This is a genomic window from Burkholderia sp. AU44665 (assembly GCF_030504405.1).
Classification (GTDB): Bacteria; Pseudomonadota; Gammaproteobacteria; order Burkholderiales; family Burkholderiaceae; genus Burkholderia; species Burkholderia semiarida.
This window is the reverse complement of sequence record NZ_JAUJRI010000001.1, coordinates 676641-699093: the sequence shown is the minus strand read 5'-3', so window position 1 is coordinate 699093 and position 22453 is coordinate 676641. Positions and strand designations below refer to the sequence as shown.

The window sequence follows — 22453 nt, the reverse complement described above, 5'->3', positions numbered from 1 at the left end:
CGGCGCGACGGTTTTCGCAACAGCCCGGCGAGCGCCTCCCGAAACGTCTTACGTGAGGCCGGAACGCAGGGTTTTCACGCCGCCATGACCGCGTTGCTTTCCCCCATTGCGTGCACTAGATTCGAAGCGTTCGTTTGTTTCAGAGCGCGAGGTGGAGCCATGACGCCGTGGGAGATTCAGGGCACCGAAATGATCAGTTGCAATTGCTCATACGGTTGCCCTTGCCAGTTCAATGCGCTGCCGACCAACGGCAACTGCGAAGCGATGGGCGCGATTTCGATCGACAGCGGACATTACGGCGACGTGGTGCTCGACGGCGTCAGGATCGCGGTGGTGTTCCAGTGGCCGGGCGCCGTTCACGAAGGCCACGGCAATTGCCAGCCGGTCGTCGACGAGCGCGCCAGTCCGGCGCAGCGCGACGCCGTATTGAAGATCATGACCGGTCAGGATACCGATCCGTTCGCGACGATGTTTTCCGTGTATGCGTCGACGCTCGAGCACGCGTTCGAGCCGATCTTCACGAAGATCGATTTCGACGTCGATGTCGATGCGCGGCGCGGCCGGATCCACGTGGACGGTGTGTTCGACGCGGCCGGCGAACCCATCCGCAATCCGGTGACCGGTGACGAGCACCGCGTGCGGATCGACCTGCCGCACGGTTTCGAATACGAGCTGGCCGAGATCGGTTCGGGCACGGGGCGCTCGCAGGGCAACATCGCGCTGAATCTCGACGGAACCTATGCGCAATTCGCGCGGCTGCATCTGAACAACCACGGGCTGGTTCGGCATCGCGCCGCGGCATGACGCCGGTCGATACCTGGCTCGCGCGCGAGCGAGTCGTCACGCTGCTCGGCATGGCCGCGCTCGTCGGCCTGTGCTGGTTCTATCTGTGGACGGGTGCGGGAACCGGCATGTCGGCGCGGGAGATGACGACCGTCGCGCTGTTTCCGCATCGCCTGGCGGACGGCATGGGCAGCATGGATCCGTCGCTGCCGACCGTGATCGCGATGTGGTGGGTGATGATGATCGCGATGATGACGCCCGGCGCCGCCCCGCTCGTGATGCTGTACCGGCGCGTGCTGCGGCAGCACGGCGACGGAGCGGCGGGATCGGCGTTCACGTCCGTGGCGCTGCTGGCCGGCTATCTGACGACGTGGCTGGCGTTCTCGATCGGCGCCGCGCTGCTTCAGGCGCTGCTGCAGCCGGCCGGGCTGATCTCCGCGATGATGCTGTGGTCGAAGAGCGCGCTTCTTTCCGCCCTCGTGCTGGCGCTGGCCGGGTTCTATCAATTCTCGCCGCTGAAACGCGCGTGTCTGCGGCAATGCCGCGCGCCGGCGGCGTTCCTGGTCGCGCACTGGCGTCCGGGCGTTGCCGGCAGTTTCCTGCTGGGTGCGCGGCATGGTGCGGTTTGCGTGGGCTGCTGCTGGTTGCTGATGGCGCTGCTGTTCGTCGGCGGCGTGATGAACGTCGTGTGGATCGTCGCGTTGTCGCTGTTCGTGTTCGTGGAAAAGGTCCTGCCCGGCGGCGATCGTATCGGCCGTGTGCTGGGTGTCGTGCTGATCGCGTGGGCCGGTGTGACGTTGATCGTGTGAGGTGCGGCGCGTGCACGGAGCGACGCCGTCGGTTTTTCTCTGCACGTGCTACGTAACCGAGGGCCCGCGCGGCGCCGATTTCCGGCATGGTCGCCCGTGTCGTCGGTACCACACCGGCGACCGTGGTCAACGGTCGTGGGGCCGCCGCGGGCGGCGGGGCGGCCCGCGCTCGTTCATTTCCTGACGATATCGGCCCTTGCCGCCGGCCGTGCCAGCCCGCGCGCGGGCAGCGGCGTCGACATCACGATCGACGTGCGCGTTTCGCCGTACAGGTTGATGCGTTCGATCAACTGTTCGAGATGGGCCATGCTGACGGCGACGAACCGCATCACATACGAATCCGCGCCCGTCACGTGATGGCATTCGACGACTTCGGGAATCGTCTCCAGCAGCTTGAGGAACTTCGCTTTCGCCGGTTGCGGCACCGTAATGCCGATCAGCGCGCTCACCGGATAGCCGGCCGCGGACGGATTGATCCGGGCCGTATAGCCTTCGACCACGCCGGCTGCTTCAAGACGCTTCACGCGCTCCGTCACCGCCGGCACCGACAGGTGAACCCGGCGCGCGAGCTCCGTATAGCTGATGCGCCCGTTGTCCTGCAACAGCGCCAGTATCTTCCAGTCCAGATCGTCCATCGCGGCGGGCGTTTTTAAGGTAGAGCCGCCATTCTTCCTTAAAAATCCCATTCAGCGAGGGCCGGACTTTCCCTACGATGCCTGTTCGATCCACCGAATGTCGCAAGGAGCAGGCGATGCTGTTCATCAAGTCCGTCGTGATGGGGCTGTCGATCGCGGTGCCGGTCGGCCCGATCGGCATGCTGTGCATTCAGCGCAGCCTGAGCCGCGGTTTCCAGGCGGGATTCGCGACGGGCATCGGCGCCGCGTGCGCCGACGCGATTTACGGCCTGCTCGGCGCGCTGGGCGTCGCGGGCATCGTCACCGCATTTCCGATGCTGACCGTCGGCCTGAAAATCGGCGGCGGCGCGTTTCTCGTGTGGCTCGCGTGGACCATCGCGCGCCAGGCGCCGGCCGCACCGGCCGGGCCACGCGACTTGCCGCGGACGACCGTCCTGCGCGATTTCCTGACGACGTTCGGCCTCACGCTGTCGAACCCGATGACGATCGTGTCGTTCGTCGGGATCTTCGCGGCGCTCGGCCCGCTGCCGGGGGCACGGGAAGGCGCGATGTGGGCGACAGTGGCGTGGATGGTCGCCGGCGTGTTCGTCGGCTCGGCCACGTGGTGGCTGTGCCTGAGCAGCGCGACCGCCGCGCTGCGCACGAAGCTGTCGTTCGCGTTCATGCACGGGCTGTCGCGCGCGTCGGCGGCCGTCGTCGCGGTATTCGGCGCGATCCAGCTCGCCGCGGGCGTGCGCGGGCTCATCTAGGTGCACGGCGCGGCGCGGGGCGACCGGATCGCGTCACCCGCGGGATTTGCCGCATTCGATCCGGGGAGCCGGCGATCCGGCCGATGCCGTTGTCGTCCTTGTGTGCTCGTCCGTCGATCGCCGGCTCAATTCGATCCGTGCGGATTCAAGTGCGCATGCACGAAGCGCGCGATTTCCTGGCTCAGCTCGATGTCCTCCGGCGCGCCCATGAACCCGCCGTGCGGCATGCCCTCGAACACGTGCAGCTCCGTCGGCACCTGCGCGCGCCGCAACGCGCGATGCAGGCGCACGGCGTTCGACAGGAACAGGTCGCGCGTGCCGCTCTGGATGAAGGTCGGCGGGAAGCCGGCAGCGAAATCGCCGAAGAGCGGCGACAGGTACGGATGCGCGAGATCGGCGCCGTTCGCGTAGAGCAGGTTGTTCGCCATCAGCGGCGCCGGCAGCACGACATCGACGAGCCGGTTGGTCTCGAAGCTGTCGCCGGATTCGGTCAGGTCGGCTTCCGGCGACAGCAGCACGACGGCGGCAGGCAGCGGCAAGCCTTCGTCGCGGGCACGCAGCACCATCGCGGCGGCGAGATTGCCGCCGGCGGAGCGGCCGCCGATGACGACGTTTTCCGGTGCGTGATGCGCCAGCACGTAAGCATAGGCGGCGATGCAGTCATCGAGCGCGGCCGGATACGGGTGTTCCGGCGGCATCCGGTAGTCGACGCCGTAGCAGCGGATGCCGAGCCGGTCGGCCTGCATCTGCGCGCCGGCGCGGCACGCGGCGCCGCCGCCGACGACCAGCGCGCCGCCATGCAGATCGATGTAGGCGCAGGCGCCGGAAGCCGCGGCGTCGGGTGTCGCGACATGCAGGTCCGCATCGCCGACGCGGATCGTCTCGACGCTCGAGCGCAAATAGCCGGCGAGTTGCTCGACCGCGGCCGTGTAATGCGCGTCGGCACCGGCCTTCACGCGCATCCATGCGTCGATGTCGTCCGGCGCCGGCATCACGTGCAACGCATTCAGCGGCACCCCGTCGTCGCCGGTCAGGCGTTGCAGCGCGGCGCGTGCTTCGTCGCTGATCGAGGTCGGGAAGGGCACGACACGGCTCGGCAGCACGACGCCGTCGGGTTTGTCTTTCATTGCTTGGATTCCGTTCGGTACGTCATGCGGCCGAAGGCCAGTGGCGCAGCATCACGTCGAGCGCATCGAGGCTGCGTGCCCACGACACGTCCGATTCCGGCGCGCTGTGCGAGAAGCCGCCGGCGCTTTCGAGCGTCACGTAGCCCATGAAGAAACCGCCGAGCAGGCGGATCGCATGCGCCTGTTCGCTATCGGGCAAGCCGTAGCTGCGCAGCACCGCTGCCGTCATCCTGACGAGTTGCCCGCCCGCGCTTGCGGCGGCGCGCCCGCCGCTCACCGGATGGCGCGCGGCCGCGAAGCGGCCCGGATGCGCACGTGCGTAGTCGCGATAGACATTGGCGAGCGCGGCCAGCGCGTCCTTGCCGGTGCGGCCGGCCAGCGCGTCGGCGGCGCGCTCGGCCAGCTCCTGCAGCGCGAACAGCGCGATCCGGCTCTTGAGATCGTCGAAGCTCGCGACATGGGAATACAGGCTCGCCAGCTTGACGTCGAAATGCCGCGCGAGCGCTGCGCCGGTGAGTTGCTCGAAGCCGGTTTCATCGGCGAGCTGCGCGCCGGCTTCGACGAGCTTGTCCACGGTAATGCCGGCACGCGCCATGACGAATGCTATGCGGGTTAGTCAAAAAACTAATTTTATTAGCTTTTGCCGTGCTGTCAATTTTCCGCGCGTGCCGGTGTGGCGCGCCGCTCCGCTGCGTGGGGCCGTCAGAACGTATAGCTGACCTTGCCGAACGCGGTGCGCCCGAGCGTGTTGTAGCCGTACGCGGTCATGTACTGCCGGTCGAACAGGTTCGACAGCGACGCCGACACCGTCAGGTGCGAGTTGATCCGGTACGACGCGCGCAGGCTCACCGTCAGGTACGACGCCAGATACTGCCGGTTGGCCGGGTCGTCGAACGTCGAGCCGCCGTACAGCAGCGACGCGCCTGTGCTCAGCGCGTGCAGCTTCAGTTCGTCCCACGTGTGGTCGACGTTCAGGCTGACCGTTTGGCGCGGCCGGCGGCTGAGCCAGGTCTGGTTGGTCTCGTCCTGCGGATTCAGGATGCCGACCGCGACGCTCACCGGCGTCGAGCGGCCGATCGTTCCCTTGTACGACAGGTCGATGCCCCGAATGTGCGAACGGCCGATGTTCATCGGCGAGAACGTCGCCGGGTTGTACGCGATCAGGTTGTTGACGCGCGTGTCGTAGATCGCCGCGGTGAACGTGCCGTACGCCGTGTTCGCGTCGAGCGCGGCCTCGACCGACGTGCTGCGTTCCGGGCTGAGGCTCGGATTGCCGTAGCCCGGGTAGTACAGGTCGTTGAACGTCGGCAGGCGGAACGCATTGCCGTACGACATGCGCGCCGTATAGACCGGCGTGATCGCCCACGACAGCGCGGCGTTGCCGGTGTTCACTGCTTGCCCGGCGATGATCTCGTGACGGCCGGCGACGAACATCGTCACGTTGCCGAGCGTCGCCGACTGGTGCAGCGAGAACGCGGAATCGTTGCGCGTCGGCACGCCGCCGGGAATGTCGACCGGCAGGAACGCCTGTTCGCGCGTGAAGTCGTACGCGAGCTTCGATTCGCCCGACAGCGGCAGCCCGAACAGGTGGAAACCGTGCGCCTGATGGGTCAGCGACGTCGACGTGCTGATGCGCTGCGAATTGATCTGGTCCGTCGCGAGGGCCGGGTTGTCCGCGTAGATGAACTGGCGATCGTTCGCATAGCCGAACGACTGGTCGAACTGCGTATCGGGCGTGATGTCGAGATGGAATGCGACGCCGGTCGTCAACTGGTGATCGCGTTCGCGATTCGCGTAGCCGCTGTTGTCGTAGGACAGATCGGAGCGGTGGTACAGCGCGAACGTCGAGATCGACCAGTTGTCGCGCGCATAGCCGAGCCGCGCGTCGAGATCCTGCGCGTGATACGGATTGCGGCCATCTTCGTGGCCGTAGAAGAAAGGCCGCGTCGCATCGATGCCGGCCGTGTTGTAGTCGTGCAGCCCGAGCGAATAGGTGAGCCCGCCGAGCGCGGCCAGCGGCCCGGTCGACGGCACCGTGCCCGACGTGCGGAACTGCGTGTCGAACGTCTTGTTCGAACCGCCGCCGAACGACACGGTGGTCTGGTTCGGCTGGTCGGCGGCGCGGCGCGTGAAGAGCTGCACGACGCCGCCCATCGCGTTGTTGCCGAACGATGCGGCGGCCGGGCCGGAGATTACCTCGACGCGCTCGAACGCTTCGGTCGGCAGGTCGGCCCACGGCGCGATGCCGGTGGTCGGCGAGCCGATCCGGATGCCGTCGATGAACACCGCGACCTGGCTCGCCGACGAGCCGCGGATGCTGACCGACGCGGACGAGCCGGGCCCGCCGTTTTGCGAGACGGTCACGCCCGGCAGCGTCGCGAGCGCCTGCGTGATGCTCGGGTCGGCCGGCGACAGCCGGTCGAGATCCTCGCGCGTGAGCACCTGCGTCGACGCATAGCGCCGGTCGAACGATTCGGGCAGGTGCCGCGTGTCGGTCACGCTGATCGCGGGCAGGTCCGCGGCTGACGCCGGTGCCGCGGGCTGCGCAGGCGCCGCGTCGCCGGCCGCATGGGCGAGCGGGGAAAGCAGCGCGGTGGCGGCGGACGTGGCAAGCAGGTGACGAAGGTTCATGAGACAGCGGGACAAAGCGTGTGACGTGTACGGCGATCGTGAGCCGGGGGCCGGCAGGGGATGCATGCCGACGGCGCGTCGGGGCGACGCTTCCGGCCGGGAAGCGGATTCGGGAACGATGGACATCTGACGGATCCTGAGGTCGGGTCGTCCATGCAACGGGCGGCCGCCAACGGCGGTGCTTGCACATCGGGACACCCCGCCCGGTGCGGCTGCTGGACCTCGGGTCGATGGCAGGTCTCCTGGCTCGCGGGTCGCCATCCGTGCGGGCCTTCCCGGTTTCCCAGTGGCATGCGGTGGCACGGATTCGCCGCTCACAGTTGCGGGGGCAGCCGCAGATTCGAGACGTCGCCTCGCCTGCGTTCCCTTTTGATCCCATCCCTGGGAACCATCAGCGCGCAAGGGTAATGGCGCGCGGTCGGGCACGTCAATCGTCCGGGCGCGCGGATGCGAAAAAACGTCATTACCCGGTGTCGGCTTTCCGGATGCTTGCGTTCGAGGTGCCCGGGCGGCGTTTCAGGTCTGAAGAAATGGTCGGGTTCCAACGCATGCCGTCGCGCCCGGGCGGCGGCGATCGCGCGCGTATTCATGAAGACGCCTTCAGACCGACTTCGGGACGACGACGTAATCAGTCCGCGGCGCGAAACCTGGCGCGACGTGGAGGCGGGGCGGTGCGCGCATGACAGGATCTTCATGCGCGCCGTGACGCTCAGGCCGGTGCCGACACCAGCGCGCAGAAGTTCTCGAGATCGACGTTGCCGCCGCTGATCACCACGCCGACGCGCTTGCCCTGCAGCGCGTCCTTCATCCGTCGCACCGCGGCGAACGCCAGGCAGCCGGTCGGCTCGACGACGAGCTTCATGCGCGTGGCGAAGAAGCGCATGCAGTCGACCAGTTCCGCATCCGTCGCGGTCAGGATGTCGTCGACGTCGCGGCGCAGGATCGGGAACGTGAGGTTGCCGACGTGCTGCGTCTGCGCGCCGTCGGCGATCGTGCGCGGCGTGTCGATGTGCACGATCGTGCCGGACCGGAACGATTGCTGCGCGTCGTTGCCGGCTTCGGGCTCGACGCCGTACAGCTTCGCTTGCGCCGACAGCGCGCGCGTGGCGAGCGCGGTGCCCGACAGCAGCCCGCCGCCGCCGAGCGGCGTGAACACCGCGTCGAGCGGGCCGACTTCGTCGAACAGTTCCTTGGCCGCGGTACCCTGGCCGGCGATCACGTCCGGGTGATCGTAGGGCGGAACCAGCGTGAGCCCGTGCTTTTCCGCGAGCTCGCGCCCGATCTGCTCGCGATCCTCGGTGTAGCGGTCGTAGGTCATGACGTTGCCGCCGTAGCCGCGCGTCGCGGCCATCTTCGCGGCCGGCGCGTCCTGCGGCATCACGATCGTCGCGGGAATGCCGAGGATGCGCGCCGACAGCGCGATCGCCTGCGCATGGTTGCCCGACGAGAACGCGACGACGCCGTGGCGGCGCTGTTCCGCGTCGAAGCGCGACAGCGCGTTGAACGCGCCGCGGAACTTGAACGCGCCCATGCGCTGCAGGTTCTCGCACTTGAAGAACACCTGCGCGCCGAGCGCGTCGTCGATCGTCCGCGACGTCATCACCGGCGTGCGGTGCGCATGGCCTTCGAGCCGGGCCGCGGCGGCGGCGACGTCGTCGTACGTGGGGAGAGTCGGAGAATTCATGGTCGCTCGGGGTCGAAAAAGTCAGTCAATTGGAATGCGGGGCGCGCCGCGTCACTTCGCATCGTTGTAGACGGTGGCGCGCGACACGCCGAGATGCTGCGACACGATTTCCATCGCGCGGCGCACCTCGAGGAAGCCGTCCGCCTTCAGCGTGTGCATCAGCTCGCGGCGCTGGTCGGTCTTCAGCTCGCGCGGCGTCGTCGCGAGGCGTGTCGCGAAGGCGTCGATGCGCTGCCGGATCGCGTCCGCGCCGGCCGGGTCGAGCGTTTCGACGACGGCTTCGCCGTCCGTGCGGCAGAACTGGCTCAGCATGCCCTGGAAGCCGCGGAACAGCGTGACGTCGGCATTCAGGCACAGCGCGGCCACGTAGCGCCCGGTCGAATCCTTGATGCCGATCGACGTGCTTTTCGCAGTGCGGCCGTCGGCGAAGCGGTTCGGATAGTTCGCGAGCACCTGCGGGAAATCGTCGTCGGCGATGCGCGCGAGGCCGAGTTCGGTCGCCGGGTCGCCGACCGCGCGCCCGGACAGGTTGTTGTGAATCGCGAGGATCGCGTGCTCGGGCGTGCGCAGGTCGTGCACGACGACCTCGGTGAACGGCGCGAACATCTCGCCGAGCCCTTCGGCGATGCGCTGCACCTGCTCGATCAGCGATGCCTGCTCCGACAGCAGCGGTTTGCGGTTCGTGCTCATGCGTGCTCCTGCGGGGCGGGCGCGTCCGTCGTCTCGGGGCGCGTGATGTCGGCCAGCAGCGGGCGCGCGATCCGGACGTAGTCGGCCGTGTCGAGCACGACCGAGCGGTCGAGGCGGCCCGCGTTGAACGCGATCTCGGCGTTGCGCTCGACCAGCGCCGGATCGACGACGAGCGTCACGTTCGCATCGAATACGAACGGCGGCACGGCGCCCATCACGCAGCGCGTGACGGCGGCCGCGAGGTCGGGCGAGGCGAGCGTCGCCTTGCGCCGGCCGACCGCATCGGCGACCTTGCGGAAGTCGATCTTCAGGTGGCCGGGAATCACCGCGAGCGCGGTGGCGTCGCCGCCGTCCTTGAACGTGCAGAGCATCGCCTTCGCGCCCTGTTCGGGGCGCGTGCCGCGCAGCGCGGCGATCGCGTCGGATTTGCCTTCCGCCGGATGCTCGAGCACGCGGAAACGCGCGCCGGAGGTAGTCAGCAGTTCGCAAAGCGTGTCGAAAACGGGAGAGTCGTTCATGGCGCTCCGGGAGGCAAGCAGAGGCGCAGACGCGCGTGGATCAAAGAATTGTCCAAGTATAGACGTTTTGTCGCAGCCATGACAAAGGGGAGAGCAGTCGTCGCTGTCCGGCCTTGCCCGCGCGGCCCGTTCTCCAGCAGCCGAAAGGAGATTTCATATCGCGGAATTCGCATCGGCTTCCCGCCGCGGCGTTTTACCGCCGCTTGAAACCGTGTTTTGCATCGCAAAAACGCGTGGCTATCTCATTGAAAAACAACAAAAATTTATATCTTATGTCTTATATAAGACTTGACCGAAATGTTGCCGGGCGGGATTACTATTGAGTCCATGCAGTTCGCTTCGTCACACGCGGCGGGCACGCTGAACTCTTTACTCAAATGCGCTTCGTTCCCAGGAGATAGACATGTCCCAATATCAAGACGACATCAAGGCAGTGGCTGGCTTGAAGGAAAACCACGGCAGCGCGTGGAACGCCATCAGCCCCGAGTATGCGGCCCGCATGCGTGCCCAGAACAAGTTCAAGACCGGCCTGGACATCGCGAAGTACACCGCGAAGATCATGCGCGCCGACATGGCCGCGTACGATGCCGATCCGTCCAAGTACACGCAGTCGCTGGGGTGCTGGCACGGCTTCATCGGCCAGCAGAAGATGATCTCGATCAAGAAGCACTTCAACAGCACCGAACGCCGCTACCTGTACCTGTCGGGCTGGATGGTCGCCGCGCTGCGCTCGGAGTTCGGCCCGCTGCCGGACCAGTCGATGCACGAAAAGACCTCGGTCAGCGCGCTGATCCGCGAGCTGTACACGTTCCTGCGCCAGGCCGACGCCCGTGAGCTGGGCGGCCTGTTCCGCGAGCTGGATGCCGCGAAGGACCCGGCTGCCAAGGCCGCGATCCAGGAAAAGATCGACAACCACGTCACGCACGTCGTGCCGATCATCGCCGACATCGACGCCGGCTTCGGCAACGCGGAGGCGACCTACCTGCTGGCCAAGCAGTTCATCGAAGCGGGTGCGTGCTGCATCCAGATCGAGAACCAGGTGTCGGACGAGAAGCAGTGCGGCCACCAGGACGGCAAGGTCACGGTGCCGCACGAGGACTTCCTCGCGAAGATCCGCGCGATTCGCTACGCGTTCCTGGAGCTGGGCGTGGACGACGGCATCATCGTCGCGCGTACCGATTCGCTGGGCGCCGGCCTGACCAAGCAGATCGCCGTGACGAACCAGCCGGGCGACCTGGGCGATCAATACAACTCGTTCCTCGACTGCGAGGAGCTGTCGGCCGATCAGCTGGGCAACGGTGACGTCGTCATCAAGCGCGACGGCAAGCTGCTGCGTCCGAAGCGCCTGCCGAGCAACCTGTTCCAGTTCCGCGCCGGCACGGGCGAAGCGCGTTGCGTGCTCGACTGCATCACGTCGCTGCAGAACGGCGCCGACCTGCTGTGGATCGAAACCGAAAAGCCGCATATCGCGCAGATCGGCGGCATGGTCAGGGAGATCCGCAAGGTGATCCCGAACGCGAAGCTGGTGTACAACAACAGCCCGTCGTTCAACTGGACGCTGAATTTCCGTCAGCAGGCCTACGACGCGATGAAGGCCGAAGGCAAGGACGTGTCGGCTTACGACCGTGCGCAACTGATGAGCGTCGAATACGACGACACCGAACTGGCCAAGCTCGCCGACGAGAAGATCCGTACGTTCCAGGCCGATGCATCGCGTGAAGCAGGCATCTTCCACCATCTGATCACGCTGCCGACGTACCACACGGCCGCGCTGTCGACCGACAACCTGGCCAAGGAATACTTCGGCGACCAGGGCATGCTCGGCTACGTGGCCGGCGTGCAGCGCAAGGAAATCCGTCAGGGCATCGCGTGCGTGAAGCACCAGAACATGTCCGGTTCGGACATCGGCGACGATCACAAGGAATACTTCAGCGGCGAAGCGGCGCTGAAGGCAGCGGGCAAGGACAACACGATGAACCAGTTCGCGTAATCGTCATATCCGCGGCAGAAAGCCAATCCGTGACGGGTTGGCTTTTTTTCATTCGACGCGTGGAGCGCGTGATTGCCCGGCACCTCGTTTCGAGCGGGGGCGTCTATCGCGATTCGAACAGGATGTTTGTGTACGCAACTGATTCAGGGTTTGCCTGAGTAGCGAAAACGCTGATTCGCACGGCGTGTGTTCGCGTTGTTCGTTTGCCCAAGCGGCAGGTTGAAATTGCCGCTCGTGCGAAACCCTTGCAGGGCGGTCGTCACACGCGTTTCGTCCCCAAAGGGTGTGCGACGACGCCGTAAAAAGAACCTGCCTGCAACGCGCATGCCGGCGAGCCGGCGCAGCGGGTTTCTTGCTGCAACGCAACGCCCGCCCAATAACGGCGATGGTATGCTGGCCGACATGGAGTTGTATGGCAGGTTGCTTGCATGGCGAAACTCGCGTTCGCACGCTTATATACGAGACATCACCTTCTCTCGCCCGCATCGCGGCATCGACGCGCGCTCCACTCGCGCGTCCCGTTCTGCTGCGCGCTGCCGCTCCCTGCGCTCCGCACGCATTCCCATCTCGCGGGTTCACCCCGCATCCCCCATCCCCCGCCCAATAATCTGGAGACATCCCCATGTCGCAAAACACTTTGGCCGAAGCAACGCATGGCCCGCTGATCGCTCCGCCGGCCTTCGTCAAGCATCGCGAGCTGATCGACTGGGTATCGCGCATCGCGGCGCTCACGGAGCCCGAGCGCGTCGTGTGGTGTGACGGTTCGCAGGAAGAATACGACGCGCTGTGCCAGGCGATGGTCGACCAGGGCACGCTCACGCGCCTGAACCCGGCGAAGCGCCCGAACTCGTATCTCGCGCAATCCGATCCGTCTGACGTCGCGCGCGTGGAGGATCGCACGTTCATCTGCGCGGCTTCGCGCGACGACGTCGGTCCGACCAACAACTGGATCGATCCGGCCGAAATGCGCGAGACGCTCAACGGTCTGTTCCGCGGCGCGATGCGCGGCCGCACGCTGTACGTCGTGCCGTTCTCGATGGGCCCGCTCGGCTCGCCGATCGCGCACGTCGGCGTCGAGTTGTCTGACAGCCCGTACGTCGCGGTGAACATGCGGATCATGACGCGCATGGGGCGCGACGTGTACGACGTGCTCGGCGAGGACGGCGATTTCGTGCCGTGCGTGCACAGCGTCGGCCATCCGCTCGAAGCCGGCCAGCAGGACGTGCGGTGGCCGTGCAATCCGGTGAAGTACATCGTGCACTTTCCCGAAACGCGCGAGATCTGGAGCTTCGGCTCGGGCTACGGCGGCAATGCGCTGCTCGGCAAGAAGTGCTTCGCACTGCGCATCGCGTCGACGATGGGCCGCGATCAGGGCTGGCTCGCGGAACACATGCTGATCCTCGGCGTGACGTCGCCGGCCGGCAAGAAGTATCACGTCGCGGCCGCGTTCCCGTCCGCGTGCGGCAAGACCAACTTCGCGATGCTGATCCCGCCGCAGGGCTTCGACGGCTGGAAGGTCACGACGATCGGCGACGACATCGCGTGGCTGAAGCCGGGCCGCGACGGCCGCCTGTATGCGATCAACCCGGAAGCCGGTTTCTTCGGCGTGGCGCCGGGTACCGGCGTAAAGACCAACCCGAACGCGATCGCCACGCTGAAGGAAAACGTGATCTTCACGAACGTCGCGCTGACGGAAGACGGCGACGTGTGGTGGGAAGGGCTGACCGACACGCCGCCCGCGAAGCTGACCGACTGGCAGGGCAATCCGTGGACGCCCGAGATTGGCAAGGAAACCGGCCGCAAGGCCGCGCATCCGAATTCGCGCTTCACCGCGCCGGCCGCGCAGTGCCCGTCGATCGACGACGACTGGGAAAACCCGGCCGGCGTGCCGATCGACGCGTTCATCTTCGGCGGCCGCCGCTCGACGACGGTGCCGCTCGTCACGGAAGCGCGCGACTGGGTCGAAGGCGTGTACATGGCCGCGACGATGGGCTCCGAGACGACCGCGGCGGCCGTCGGCCAGCAGGGCGTCGTGCGCCGCGATCCGTTCGCGATGCTGCCGTTCTGCGGCTACAACGTCAGCGATTATTTCGCGCACTGGCTCAAACTCGGCCAGCAGCTCGAGGCCGCCGGCGCGACGCTGCCGAAGATCTATTGCGTGAACTGGTTCCGCAAGGATGCGAATGGCAAGTTCGTGTGGCCGGGCTTCGGCGAGAACATGCGCGTGCTGAAGTGGATGCTCGATCGTCTCGAAGGCACCGGCGGCGGCGGCGAGCATGCGTTCGGCGTGTCGCCTGCGTATGAGGACCTGCACTGGGACGGCCTCGATTTCACGCGCGAGCAATTCGATGCGGTGACGTCGATGAACGCGGACGAATGGCGCGAGGAACTGAAGCTGCACGCGGCGCTGTTCGACATGCTGAAGCTGCGCTTGCCCGCCGAGATGAGCGACACGATGAAGAAGATCGAGCAGCGAATCGGCGGCTGACGAGCGGCATCGACGCCACCTCTGGAAGCGGTATGAACGCCCCGGGCCACCGTCGCGTGGCCCGGGGCGTCGTCGTTTCACGCGATCGACCGGTTGTCAGCCGAGATCGAGCGCGTTCGTCAGATCGCCCGGCGGCGTCGCGCCGCGCGCGGCGAACGCGTTGTCGCGCCGGACCACGCCGTCGAGCGGCGCGAGGCCGTGCACGCGGCTGATGAAGCGCAGGATCGAGTTCGTGTCGTACAGCGTGTGATCGACGAAGCCCTTTTTCGCGAACGGCGAGATCACGAGCGCCGGGATCCGTGAGCCGGGGCCCCAGCGATCGCCGACCGGCGGCGCGACGTGATCCCACCAGCCGCCGTTCTCGTCGTGCGTCATCACGATCACGGTGTGTTCCCATTGCGGCCCGCGCCGGATATGGTCGATCACGGTTGCGATGTGGCGGTCACCCGATTCGATGTCCGCATAGCCCGCGTGCATGTTCAGGTTGCCCTGCGGCTTGTAGAACGTGACGGCAGGCAGGCGCCCCGCGTCGATGTCGGCGATGAAGTGGTTGGTCGACGGTTCGTCGCCGAGCCCCGCGTCGCGCAAATGCTTGCGGCGGGCTTCGGTGCCGGGCGCGTAGTTCGCGAAGTAGTTGAACGGCTGGTGGTGATACTGGAAGTCGGGCACCGTGCCCGTGTCGCGATGATCGAGCGCGTACTGCCACGCGCCGCTGTACCACGCCCAGTCGATGTTCTTCTCCGACAGGCGGTCGCCGATCGTCGCGTAGCCCTGCGGCGGCATCACGCGATGGTCGGCCGGATCCGCATACGCGGCGTTGCCCGGATCGGGCGGCGGCACGTAGCTCGGCTGGTACGGCGGCGCCATCGTGTTCACGCCGTACCCGTCCGGCGTCAGCGGGCCGTCGACCGCGAATTTCGGCGGGCCGTCGAGCGCGGACGCGGGCGAATCGTCGGCGAGCTTCAGGCGCGTGCCGGCCGGATCGTCGCCTTCGACCTTCGACAACAGCTTCGCCGCATGCGGATGCTTGTGCGCGTCCGGATACAGCGGCGGCTGCGCGGAGATCAGGAACATGTGGTTCATCCACGAGCCGCCGAAGGCCGCCATGAAGAAGTTGTCGCACAGCGTGTATTGCCGTGCGAGATTCCACAGCCGCAGCGTGTCGGCGGAATTGCGGTAATGGCCCATCACGAGGCCGCCCGAATCGGCCCACGCGGCGAACTGGTTGTTGCGGCCGCCCGCGATCTGCATCTGGTTCTGGTAGAAGCGATGCCACAGGTCGCGCGTGATCACGCCGTTCGGCAGCGGCTTGCCCTGCGCGTCGGTAATCCGGAACGGCGCGTTCGGCAGCTTGTCGATGTCGCGCTCGGCGATCGCGTAGCGCTTGCCGTCCACCTCCTGCGCCTGCTGCACGAGCCCGCCCCAGATCTTCGGCAGCACCGGCAGCGGCGTCTTGCCGTCGCGATCGAGCTGCTGTGCGTGCTCGGGCCGCACTTCGCTCAGCGGGTAGCGCACGCCGGGGAAATCGCCGTACAGGTTCGCGAAGCTGCGGTTTTCCGCATAGATCACGACGATGTGGCGCACGCGCTGGCGCAACGCTTCGTCGATGCGCAGGTCGGCGGCCGAACGCGGCGCGTTGCCCGCGGTGGTTTCGCAGCCGGCGAGCGCGACACCGGCGCCGATCGCGGCGAGGCCGCCGAGCACACGGCGGCGGTCGGGATCGGCGGGAAGGTCGTCGGGGCGATCGGGGGTGTCGTTCACGTCGTGGGCTCCTCGGGTGGGCGGGTGGGTGTGGTCGTTCGATGCGCGCCGGCATCGCGCGGACTGACGCGACGCAGGGCGAAAAAATGCAACGGCCGGCATCGTGCGAGGCGGCGCACTGCGGCTGTCACGAAAATGTCATGCACGCGACTATAACGCGGCAAGGGGGCGGATGAAAGCCGTTCGTCTGACGATTCGACGCTCGCACGGCGAGCGATGCGCGACGTCCGTGCGCGAACTAGACTTGAACCAGGGGCGGTGCGTCGCGGCGTGCCGCCCGGGCGAGGGCCGCCCGGCGACGCCGGCCGATGGGGTTGCCGAGGCGGGATCGATGCGACGAACGACGCGACACAGCGAGGCGACGATGGCGCGGATGCATGCCGTTTTCGCATGGCTGCCGCGGCCGCATACCGGATGCGCGCGCGTGCCGGCGTGAGCGCACGCCGCGCAACAGGCAGGGCCGGCCCGATGCCATGGACAGGAAATTCGACTACCCGGGATTGCTGATCGCGGCGGGCTTCTTCGTGCTGTTCGCCGCGCAGTTGCTGATGCTGCGCCCGACGTCGGCGCCGATCGCATACAGCGATTTCCACCGGCTCGTCGCGGCGCGGCTCGTCGACGATCTCGAGGTCGGCCCGGCGTCGATCTCGGGCACGCTGAAGATGCCGCAGGCCGGCACGATCCTGCCTGCGTCCGATGCCGCGGTCGTGCGGCAGGCCGGCGCGCCGTGGCGCTTCACGACCAGCCGCGTGACCGACGAGCACCTGATCGACACGCTGACCGCCGCCGGCATCCGCTATCACGGCACGCCCGACACCGGCTGGCTCACATCGCTCGCGTCGTGGCTGCTGCCGCTGATGCTGCTCGTGTTCGTATGGAACATGATGCTGCGCAAGCGCGGCGGGCTGCAGGACTTCACCGGCATGGGCAAGAGCCGCGCGCGCGTGTACGTGCAGCAGGAAACCGGCATCACGTTCGACGACATCGCCGGCATCGACGAAGCGAAGGCCGAACTGCAGCAGCTCGTCGCGTTCCTGCGCAACCCCGACCGCTACCAGCGGCTCGGCGGCAAGATTCCGAAAGGCGTGCTCGTCGTCGGCGCGCCGGGTACGGGCAAGACGCTACTCGCGCGCGCGGTGGCGGGCGAGGCGGCCGTGCCGTTCTTCTCGATCAGCGGCTCGGCGTTCGTCGAGATGTTCGTCGGCGTGGGCGCCGCGCGCGTGCGCGACCTCTTCGAGCAGGCGCAGCAGAAGGCGCCGTGCATCGTGTTCGTCGACGAGCTCGATGCGCTCGGCAAGGTGCGCGGCGTCGGCCCGATGTCGGGCAACGACGAGCGCGAACAGACGCTCAACCAGTTGCTGGTCGAGATGGACGGTTTCCAGGCCGGCTCCGGCGTGATCATCATGGCCGCGACGAACCGGCCCGAGATCCTCGATCCTGCACTGCTGAGGCCGGGGCGTTTCGATCGCCACATCGCGATCGACCGGCCCGACGTGAACGGCCGCCGCCAGATCCTCGACGTGCACGTGAAGCGCGTGAAGCTCGCGGCCGACGTCGATCTCGGCGAGCTCGCGTCGCGCACGCCGGGCTTCGTCGGCGCCGATCTCGCGAACGTCGTCAACGAGGCCGCGCTGCATGCGGCCGAACTCGGCAAGCCGGCAGTCGGCATGGCCGACTTCGACGAGGCGATCGACCGCGCGCTGACGGGCCTCGAGCGCAAGAGCCGCGTGATGAACGAGCAGGAGAAGCTGACCATCGCGTATCACGAAGCCGGCCATGCGCTCGTCGCGGAAAGCCGCGCGCATTGCGACCCGGTGAAGAAGGTGTCGATCATTCCGCGCGGCGTCGCGGCACTCGGCTACACGCAGCAAGTGCCCACCGAGGATCGCTACGTCCTGCGCCGCAGCGAGCTGCTCGACCGGATCGACGCGCTGCTCGGCGGGCGCGTGGCGGAAGAACTCGTGTTCGGCGATGTGTCGACCGGCGCGCAGAACGATCTCGAACGCGCGACCGCGATGGCGCGCCACATGGTCATGCAGTATGGAATGAGCGAGAAGATCGGGCTCGCGACGTTCGACGACGGCGACGCGCGCCAGGGGCTGCCCGGCGCATGGCATGCGGGCGACGGCCGCTGCAGCGAGCACACCGCGCGGATGATCGACGACGAGGTGCGCACGCTGCTGGCCGATGCGCATGCGCGGGTCGCGGCGACGCTCGGCGAACGTCGCGACGCGCTCGAACGCATCGCGCGACGGCTGCTGCAATGCGAGGTGCTCGAACGCGATGTGCTGCAGGCGCTGATCGACGGGCGCATCGAACCGTCGTCGGCCACGCCGGTATTACCCGGCGACGAAACGAGCGCGCGCGGCGGTGCGATCGAAACGGAGCAGGCGTCGGCGGTCGAGCGCGATTTCGTCGCGTACGGCCGGCCGCACGAAACCGATCGATGAAGCCGTCGCGCGTTTTCTTTCCGTTCTTTCCCGCCACGGAGTCGCCATGAGCGACGCGCACGTATCGGTCGAGCGGCGTCGTGCTCGCATGCGCGGCGGCAGGGGCGTGAGCGCGCGTCGGCGCGTCAGGATTCGGTCGCGGCCGCCACTTCGGCCGCTTCGGTGAGCGCTTCGAGAAAGCGCGTGCGCCACCAGTGCACGTCGGTCTTGCGCATGATCGCCATCAGCGCCGCGTGACGCTGGCGGCGCTCTTCGAGCGGCATCGTGAGCGCGCGCTGGATCGCCTGCGCGGTGCCTTGCGTGTCGTACGGATTGACGAGCAGCGCCGACTTCAGTTGTTCGGCCGCACCCGCGAAACGCGACAGCACGAGCACGCCCGGGTCGGCCGCGTCTTGAGCCGCGAGGAACTCTTTCGCGACGAGATTCATCCCGTCGCGCAGCGGCGTGACGAGCGCGACCCGGCTCGCGCGGTAAAGGCCCGGCAGGCGCTTGCGCGCGACGGTGCGGTGAATGTAGCGCATCGGCATCCATTCGAGCTCGCCGTAGTCGCCGTTGATCGCGCCGCACAGGCTGTCCATCTCGCGCCGCAGGTCGTCGTACGCGCCGAGATCCTCGCGGCTCGGCGCGGCGATCTGGATCAGCGTCGCGCGGTCGCGGTTCTCCGGATACTGTTCGAGCAGCTCGCGGAATGCATGCACGCGCTGCGGCAGCCCTTTCGTGTAATCGAGCCGGTCGACGCCGACCAGCAACTGGCGCCGCGAATATTCGTCGCGCATGCGCTCGAACATGTCGAGGCCGTCGCGATCGCGCGCGAGCGACTCGAACTCGTCGACGTTGATGCCGATCGGGAACGCGCCGGCCGACAGCGTGCGGCCGAATGCCCGCAGCCGTCCGTCCGGCAGCCGCGCCGCGCCGGCTTCCGCCTCGACGTAATGCTCGAAGTGGAGCAGATCCGATTCGGTCTGGAAGCCGACGAGGTCGTACGCGAACAGCGAGCGCATCAGCCATTCGTGTTCCGGGATCGCGGCCATGATCGGCGGCGGCGGCATCGGAATGTGCAGGAAGAAGCCGATCGGATTCGTGCAGCCCATCGCGCGCAGCTCGGCGGCGAGCGGAATCAGCTGATAGTCGTGCACCCAGATCACGTCGTCGGGCCGCAGCAGTGTGCGCAGCTTGCGCGCGAACAACTGGTTCACGCGCCGGTAGCCGTCGGCGAAGCGCCGGTCGAACTGCGCGAGATCGAGCCGGTAGTGAAACACCGGCCACAGCACGTTGTTCGAGTAGCCGAGGTAGTAAGCGTCGTAGTCCTGCGGATCGAGATCGACCGTCGCGAGCTGAATGCCGCCGACGTTCTGGACCTGCACGTCGTCGCCATGCGTGGGCTGATCGTCGCCGCCGCGTAGCCTGCCGCTCCAGCCGAACCAGACGCCGCCGGTTTCCTGCAGGCTGTCCTTCACGGCGACGGCGAGGCCGCCGGCCGCGGCTTTACGAGGGTCCGCGATGCGATTGGATACGACGACGAGTCGGCTCACCAGCTCTCCTGACGATTGTTGGGGGAAGGTTCGTGCGGCCTAGGCGCGAGAGGCAGACGCCGCCGTCGGCGCGCGGTGCGCGATACGACGGGGCCGCATGGCGATCGGACGGGAGTCAGGGCACGCGATTCGCCGCCCGGTCGAAAAGTGCTTTTTTTAGGATACTCGTCATTCGTGCGTTTTAAAAGTCCGTGTCGACGGACGGGGCGGGCGCGCCTGCCGCGCGGTATCCATGGCAGCGATACGGTAACGGGCGATGCCCGAGCGGGACCGAAACTTGCGCCGCACGGCGAACGCAGTGTGCGCAAGCCTCCGCGGCGCGTACCGGCCGACGACGCCGCGCTGCCGCGCCGCGTTCCGCTGCGTCGTCTCGTCCATCTGCGCGATCGTGAGATTCCCCTCGAAGCGCGTCGTGTTCGCCCGCGGCGGGCGCCGCGGGCCGTACGAAGGTCAGAACGTGGTGCGCAGTCCGGCCATCACGCTGCGGCCGCCTTGCGGGGCGAAGCCGCGCACGACCGACGTCGCGTAGCGAATCTCCTGGTTCGTCAGGTTGTCGCCGCGCAGGTACGCGAGCCAGTGCGTAGGCCCGACGCGGAACTTGTACGTCAGCATCACGCCGAGCGACGTGTAGCCGTCGGTGGAGAAGTCGTTGTCGGGCACGCGATGCTGCGACCACGCGTGCGTGACTTGCGCACGCGCGCCGAACGGGCCGTAGCCGTAGTCGGCTGCCAGCGTCGCGCGCAGCGGCGCGATGCGCGGCAACGGCTGACCCGTATCGACGTTGCGCGCGTGCGTGTAGTCGGCCGTCAGTTCGAGATCGACGGTATGGCCGCGCCGCGCGAATGCACGCCACTTGCCGTCCAGCTCGATGCCGTAGAACTCGGCGCGCACGCCGCGATAGATCGCCTCGTTGAGCGAGCCGTCGGTGCCGGGCGCGACCGGTTCGCCGTCGTCGCCCACCACGCGGCCGGTGTTGTATTCGGTCAGATAGTTCCAGAAGCGGTTGTAGAACACGCCGACGCTGCCGCGGTTCGGCCCGCTCGCATAGCGCAGCGACAGGTCGGTCGACACGGCCTTTTCCTTCGACGCGTTCGGGTTGCCGATCAGGAACTGGCCGGTCGCATCGTGCGGGCCGTTCGAATACAGCTCGTAGAACGTCGGCGCGCGTTCGGTGTACGCGACGTTCGCCGCGACCGACCATACGGGCGTCAGCGAGAACAGCGCGCCGGCCGACAGGCTGCCCGCGTTGAAGTCGCGTGGCTGCGCGAGCGCGAATTTCTCCACGCCGGCCGGATCGGGATCGACCTTCACGTGCTCGAAGCGGCCGCCGAGGCTCAGCTTCAGCGCCGGAACGACCTGCCATTCCTCGAGGCCGAACAGCGCGACGCTGTTGGTGCGCGTGGACGGCACGAGCATTTCGTCGCCCAGCGCCGAGAACGTGTTCTGGCCGAACTGCACGCCGATCGCGCCTTCGAACGGCCCGATCTTGCGATGGCGCGCCTCGATGCGCGCCTCGTAGCCGCGATTGCGGAAGGTGGTCGCGGTCTCGCCGTTGTCGACTTCCTTGTGGCGATAATCGGTGTAGGCGAAATCGAATTTCAGTTTCGTGAACGGCCCGCTCAGGTTGCGCACCTCGGATGCGAGCGCGAGGCGTTCCTGGCGCATCCGCAGCCGCACGTCGCTCTCCGCGACGGAGCCGTAGTTCGATTCGTAGCCGCTGTACGACAGGCCCGCGAAACCGTCCGCCCACGTGTACGACGCGCCGACCGCACCGCCGTGCACGCGGCCGTCGCTGTTCGGCACGTTGCCTTCCGGCTGCGGCGTATCGGGGCCGTCGATCGCGCGTTGCTGGCTGCTGCGTGCGTAGCCGGGAATCCGCAGCTTGCTCGTTTCGCGATCGAATGCGTCGACGTGGAACGCGAAGCGGCCGTTGCCGCCTTCGACCTGCGCGGCGCCGGCGCGCACGGAATTCGCGCCGCCATAGCGCGCGTCGAGCGCGCCGGTCACGCCCTGGATCGCTTCGCGCGGAATCCGGTTGTCGATCGTGTTGACCACGCCGCCCACCGCATTGCCGCCGTACAGCAGCGCGGCCGGGCCGCGCACGATCTCGACGCGCTCGATCGACAGCGGATCCTGCGGCACCGCGTGGTCGTACGACAGCGACGACGCGTCATACGCCGCGACGCCGTTCTGCAGCAGCCGGATCCGGTCGCCGTCCATCCCGCGGATGATCGGACGGCCGACCATCGGCCCGTAGGTGGTGGTCGACACGCCGGGCAGCCCGTCGAGCGTTTCGCCGAGCGAATCGGCCTGGCGGCGCGTCAGCGCATCGCCGGAAAGCTGGACGGTCGGTGCGATCGGTTCGGCGTCGCCGAGCGGGTTCGCCGTCACGAAGATCCGTGCGAGCGGCGACGATGAGGCGGCTGGCGCGCCGGATGCGGCGGGCGCATCGGTCTGCGCGTGGGCGACGGCGGCGAACAGCATCAGCGACAGGGACGAGAGCGGGCGAAGCGGTAAGCGAGGGAGGTCGCGCATGGTCGGTGAATCGGTTGGAATCGGGATCGGGATCGGATAACGAGCGATGCAGGTCACGGATAGATACGATA

Annotated in this window: 17 protein-coding genes and 1 riboswitch; of the genes, 6 read left to right on the top strand and 11 right to left on the bottom strand. The window is 67.3% G+C overall.

The window, feature by feature from the left end:
• The first annotated feature begins 159 nt into the window (after window positions 1–159).
• Together QZM15_RS03075 and QZM15_RS03070 are read left to right on the top strand one after the other, a co-directional pair.
• Window positions 160–804, top strand: coding sequence for a DUF1326 domain-containing protein (locus QZM15_RS03075; RefSeq protein ID WP_302105994.1), 645 nt, complete (start codon window positions 160–162; stop codon window positions 802–804).
• Window positions 801–1592 (top strand): DUF2182 domain-containing protein, encoded by a 792-nt coding sequence (locus QZM15_RS03070; RefSeq protein ID WP_302105778.1) that lies wholly within the window; start codon window positions 801–803, stop codon window positions 1590–1592. Before QZM15_RS03075 ends, QZM15_RS03070 begins: the two co-directional genes overlap by 4 nt.
• 173 nt (window positions 1593–1765) lie before the next feature.
• Here the strand turns inward: QZM15_RS03070 and QZM15_RS03065 are convergent, their stop codons facing one another.
• Window positions 1766–2227 (bottom strand): Lrp/AsnC family transcriptional regulator, encoded by a 462-nt coding sequence (locus QZM15_RS03065; protein WP_060968880.1) that lies wholly within the window; start codon window positions 2225–2227, stop codon window positions 1766–1768.
• A gap of 116 nt (window positions 2228–2343) precedes the next feature.
• On the opposite strand from QZM15_RS03065, the gene QZM15_RS03060 reads away from it, so the two are divergent.
• Complete coding sequence (locus QZM15_RS03060; RefSeq protein ID WP_060968881.1) at window positions 2344–2976, top strand: LysE family translocator; 633 nt, start codon at window positions 2344–2346, stop codon at window positions 2974–2976.
• Between the two features lie 125 nt (window positions 2977–3101).
• On the opposite strand, the gene QZM15_RS03055 is transcribed toward QZM15_RS03060, so the two are convergent.
• From QZM15_RS03055 to QZM15_RS03030, 6 genes are all read right to left on the bottom strand, one after another.
• Window positions 3102–4103 carry an alpha/beta hydrolase gene (locus QZM15_RS03055; protein ID WP_302105777.1) on the bottom strand — a complete coding sequence of 334 codons (1002 nt, stop codon included), beginning with the start codon at window positions 4101–4103 and terminating at the stop codon, window positions 3102–3104.
• 22 nt (window positions 4104–4125) lie between these two features.
• Window positions 4126–4677, bottom strand: coding sequence for a TetR/AcrR family transcriptional regulator (locus tag QZM15_RS03050; RefSeq protein ID WP_302105776.1), 552 nt, complete (start codon window positions 4675–4677; stop codon window positions 4126–4128).
• A gap of 128 nt (window positions 4678–4805) precedes the next feature.
• Window positions 4806–6734 carry a TonB-dependent receptor gene (locus QZM15_RS03045; RefSeq protein ID WP_302105775.1) on the bottom strand — a complete coding sequence of 643 codons (1929 nt, stop codon included), beginning with the start codon at window positions 6732–6734 and terminating at the stop codon, window positions 4806–4808.
• Between the two features lie 214 nt (window positions 6735–6948).
• Window positions 6949–7142, bottom strand: a riboswitch (cobalamin riboswitch).
• 301 nt (window positions 7143–7443) lie between these two features.
• Window positions 7444–8418, bottom strand: coding sequence for a threo-3-hydroxy-L-aspartate ammonia-lyase (locus tag QZM15_RS03040; RefSeq protein ID WP_302105774.1), 975 nt, complete (start codon window positions 8416–8418; stop codon window positions 7444–7446).
• A gap of 51 nt (window positions 8419–8469) precedes the next feature.
• The gene (locus tag QZM15_RS03035) at window positions 8470–9108 is read right to left on the bottom strand and encodes a transcriptional regulator (RefSeq protein WP_059574349.1); all 639 of its coding nucleotides are present in this window, start codon (window positions 9106–9108) and stop codon (window positions 8470–8472) included.
• On the bottom strand, window positions 9105–9626 hold the full coding sequence (locus QZM15_RS03030; protein WP_059639510.1) for a YbaK/prolyl-tRNA synthetase associated domain-containing protein: 522 nt from the start codon (window positions 9624–9626) through the stop codon (window positions 9105–9107). Before QZM15_RS03030 ends, QZM15_RS03035 begins: the two co-directional genes overlap by 4 nt.
• 403 nt (window positions 9627–10029) lie before the next feature.
• Between QZM15_RS03030 and QZM15_RS03025 the strand changes: the two genes are divergently transcribed.
• Both QZM15_RS03025 and QZM15_RS03020 read left to right on the top strand, forming a co-directional pair.
• Complete coding sequence (locus QZM15_RS03025; protein ID WP_302105773.1) at window positions 10030–11616, top strand: isocitrate lyase; 1587 nt, start codon at window positions 10030–10032, stop codon at window positions 11614–11616.
• Between the two features lie 622 nt (window positions 11617–12238).
• Window positions 12239–14104, top strand: a complete 1866-nt coding sequence (locus tag QZM15_RS03020; protein WP_302105772.1) for a phosphoenolpyruvate carboxykinase (GTP) — start codon at window positions 12239–12241, stop codon at window positions 14102–14104.
• Window positions 14105–14200: 96 nt separating this feature from the next.
• Here QZM15_RS03020 and QZM15_RS03015 read toward each other — a convergent pair whose 3' ends face one another.
• Window positions 14201–15865 carry an acid phosphatase gene (locus QZM15_RS03015; protein WP_302105771.1) on the bottom strand — a complete coding sequence of 555 codons (1665 nt, stop codon included), beginning with the start codon at window positions 15863–15865 and terminating at the stop codon, window positions 14201–14203.
• A 473-nt stretch (window positions 15866–16338) separates the two neighbouring features.
• On the opposite strand from QZM15_RS03015, the gene ftsH reads away from it, so the two are divergent.
• Window positions 16339–18315 (top strand): ATP-dependent zinc metalloprotease FtsH, encoded by a 1977-nt coding sequence (gene ftsH, locus QZM15_RS03010; RefSeq protein ID WP_124659295.1) that lies wholly within the window; start codon window positions 16339–16341, stop codon window positions 18313–18315.
• Window positions 18316–18440: 125 nt separating this feature from the next.
• Here ftsH and otsA read toward each other — a convergent pair whose 3' ends face one another.
• The 3 genes from otsA to QZM15_RS02995 all read right to left on the bottom strand — a co-directional run bounded on the left by otsA (window position 18441) and on the right by QZM15_RS02995 (window position 22382).
• A complete protein-coding gene (gene otsA / locus QZM15_RS03005; RefSeq protein WP_059574355.1) occupies window positions 18441–19847 on the bottom strand; it encodes an alpha,alpha-trehalose-phosphate synthase (UDP-forming) in 1407 nt (468 codons plus the stop codon).
• Between the two features lie 168 nt (window positions 19848–20015).
• On the bottom strand, window positions 20016–20225 hold the full coding sequence (locus QZM15_RS03000) for a hypothetical protein (protein WP_099317480.1): 210 nt from the start codon (window positions 20223–20225) through the stop codon (window positions 20016–20018).
• Window positions 20226–20297: 72 nt separating this feature from the next.
• Entirely contained in the window at window positions 20298–22382 is a 2085-nt protein-coding gene (locus QZM15_RS02995; protein ID WP_302105770.1) for a TonB-dependent receptor, read from the bottom strand.
• Window positions 22383–22453 lie beyond the last annotated feature (71 nt).

What these genes read in the sequence shown, in the direction of transcription:
- QZM15_RS03070 (WP_302105778.1), top strand. Translation starts at nt 801, where the DNA reads ATGACGCCGGTCGATACCTGGCTCGCGCGCGAGCGAGTCGTCACGCTG.
- QZM15_RS03030 (WP_059639510.1), bottom strand. Translation starts at nt 9,626, where the DNA reads ATGAACGACTCTCCCGTTTTCGACACGCTTTGCGAACTGCTGACTACC.
- QZM15_RS03025 (WP_302105773.1), top strand. Translation starts at nt 10,030, where the DNA reads ATGTCCCAATATCAAGACGACATCAAGGCAGTGGCTGGCTTGAAGGAA.
- QZM15_RS03040 (WP_302105774.1), bottom strand. Translation starts at nt 8,418, where the DNA reads ATGAATTCTCCGACTCTCCCCACGTACGACGACGTCGCCGCCGCCGCG.
- QZM15_RS03065 (WP_060968880.1), bottom strand. Translation starts at nt 2,227, where the DNA reads ATGGACGATCTGGACTGGAAGATACTGGCGCTGTTGCAGGACAACGGG.
- QZM15_RS03045 (WP_302105775.1), bottom strand. Translation starts at nt 6,734, where the DNA reads ATGAACCTTCGTCACCTGCTTGCCACGTCCGCCGCCACCGCGCTGCTT.
- QZM15_RS03060 (WP_060968881.1), top strand. Translation starts at nt 2,344, where the DNA reads ATGCTGTTCATCAAGTCCGTCGTGATGGGGCTGTCGATCGCGGTGCCG.
- QZM15_RS03035 (WP_059574349.1), bottom strand. Translation starts at nt 9,108, where the DNA reads ATGAGCACGAACCGCAAACCGCTGCTGTCGGAGCAGGCATCGCTGATC.
- QZM15_RS03000 (WP_099317480.1), bottom strand. Translation starts at nt 20,225, where the DNA reads ATGGACGAGACGACGCAGCGGAACGCGGCGCGGCAGCGCGGCGTCGTC.
- ftsH (WP_124659295.1), top strand. Translation starts at nt 16,339, where the DNA reads ATGGACAGGAAATTCGACTACCCGGGATTGCTGATCGCGGCGGGCTTC.
- QZM15_RS03020 (WP_302105772.1), top strand. Translation starts at nt 12,239, where the DNA reads ATGTCGCAAAACACTTTGGCCGAAGCAACGCATGGCCCGCTGATCGCT.
- QZM15_RS03075 (WP_302105994.1), top strand. Translation starts at nt 160, where the DNA reads ATGACGCCGTGGGAGATTCAGGGCACCGAAATGATCAGTTGCAATTGC.
- QZM15_RS02995 (WP_302105770.1), bottom strand. Translation starts at nt 22,382, where the DNA reads ATGCGCGACCTCCCTCGCTTACCGCTTCGCCCGCTCTCGTCCCTGTCG.
- QZM15_RS03055 (WP_302105777.1), bottom strand. Translation starts at nt 4,103, where the DNA reads ATGAAAGACAAACCCGACGGCGTCGTGCTGCCGAGCCGTGTCGTGCCC.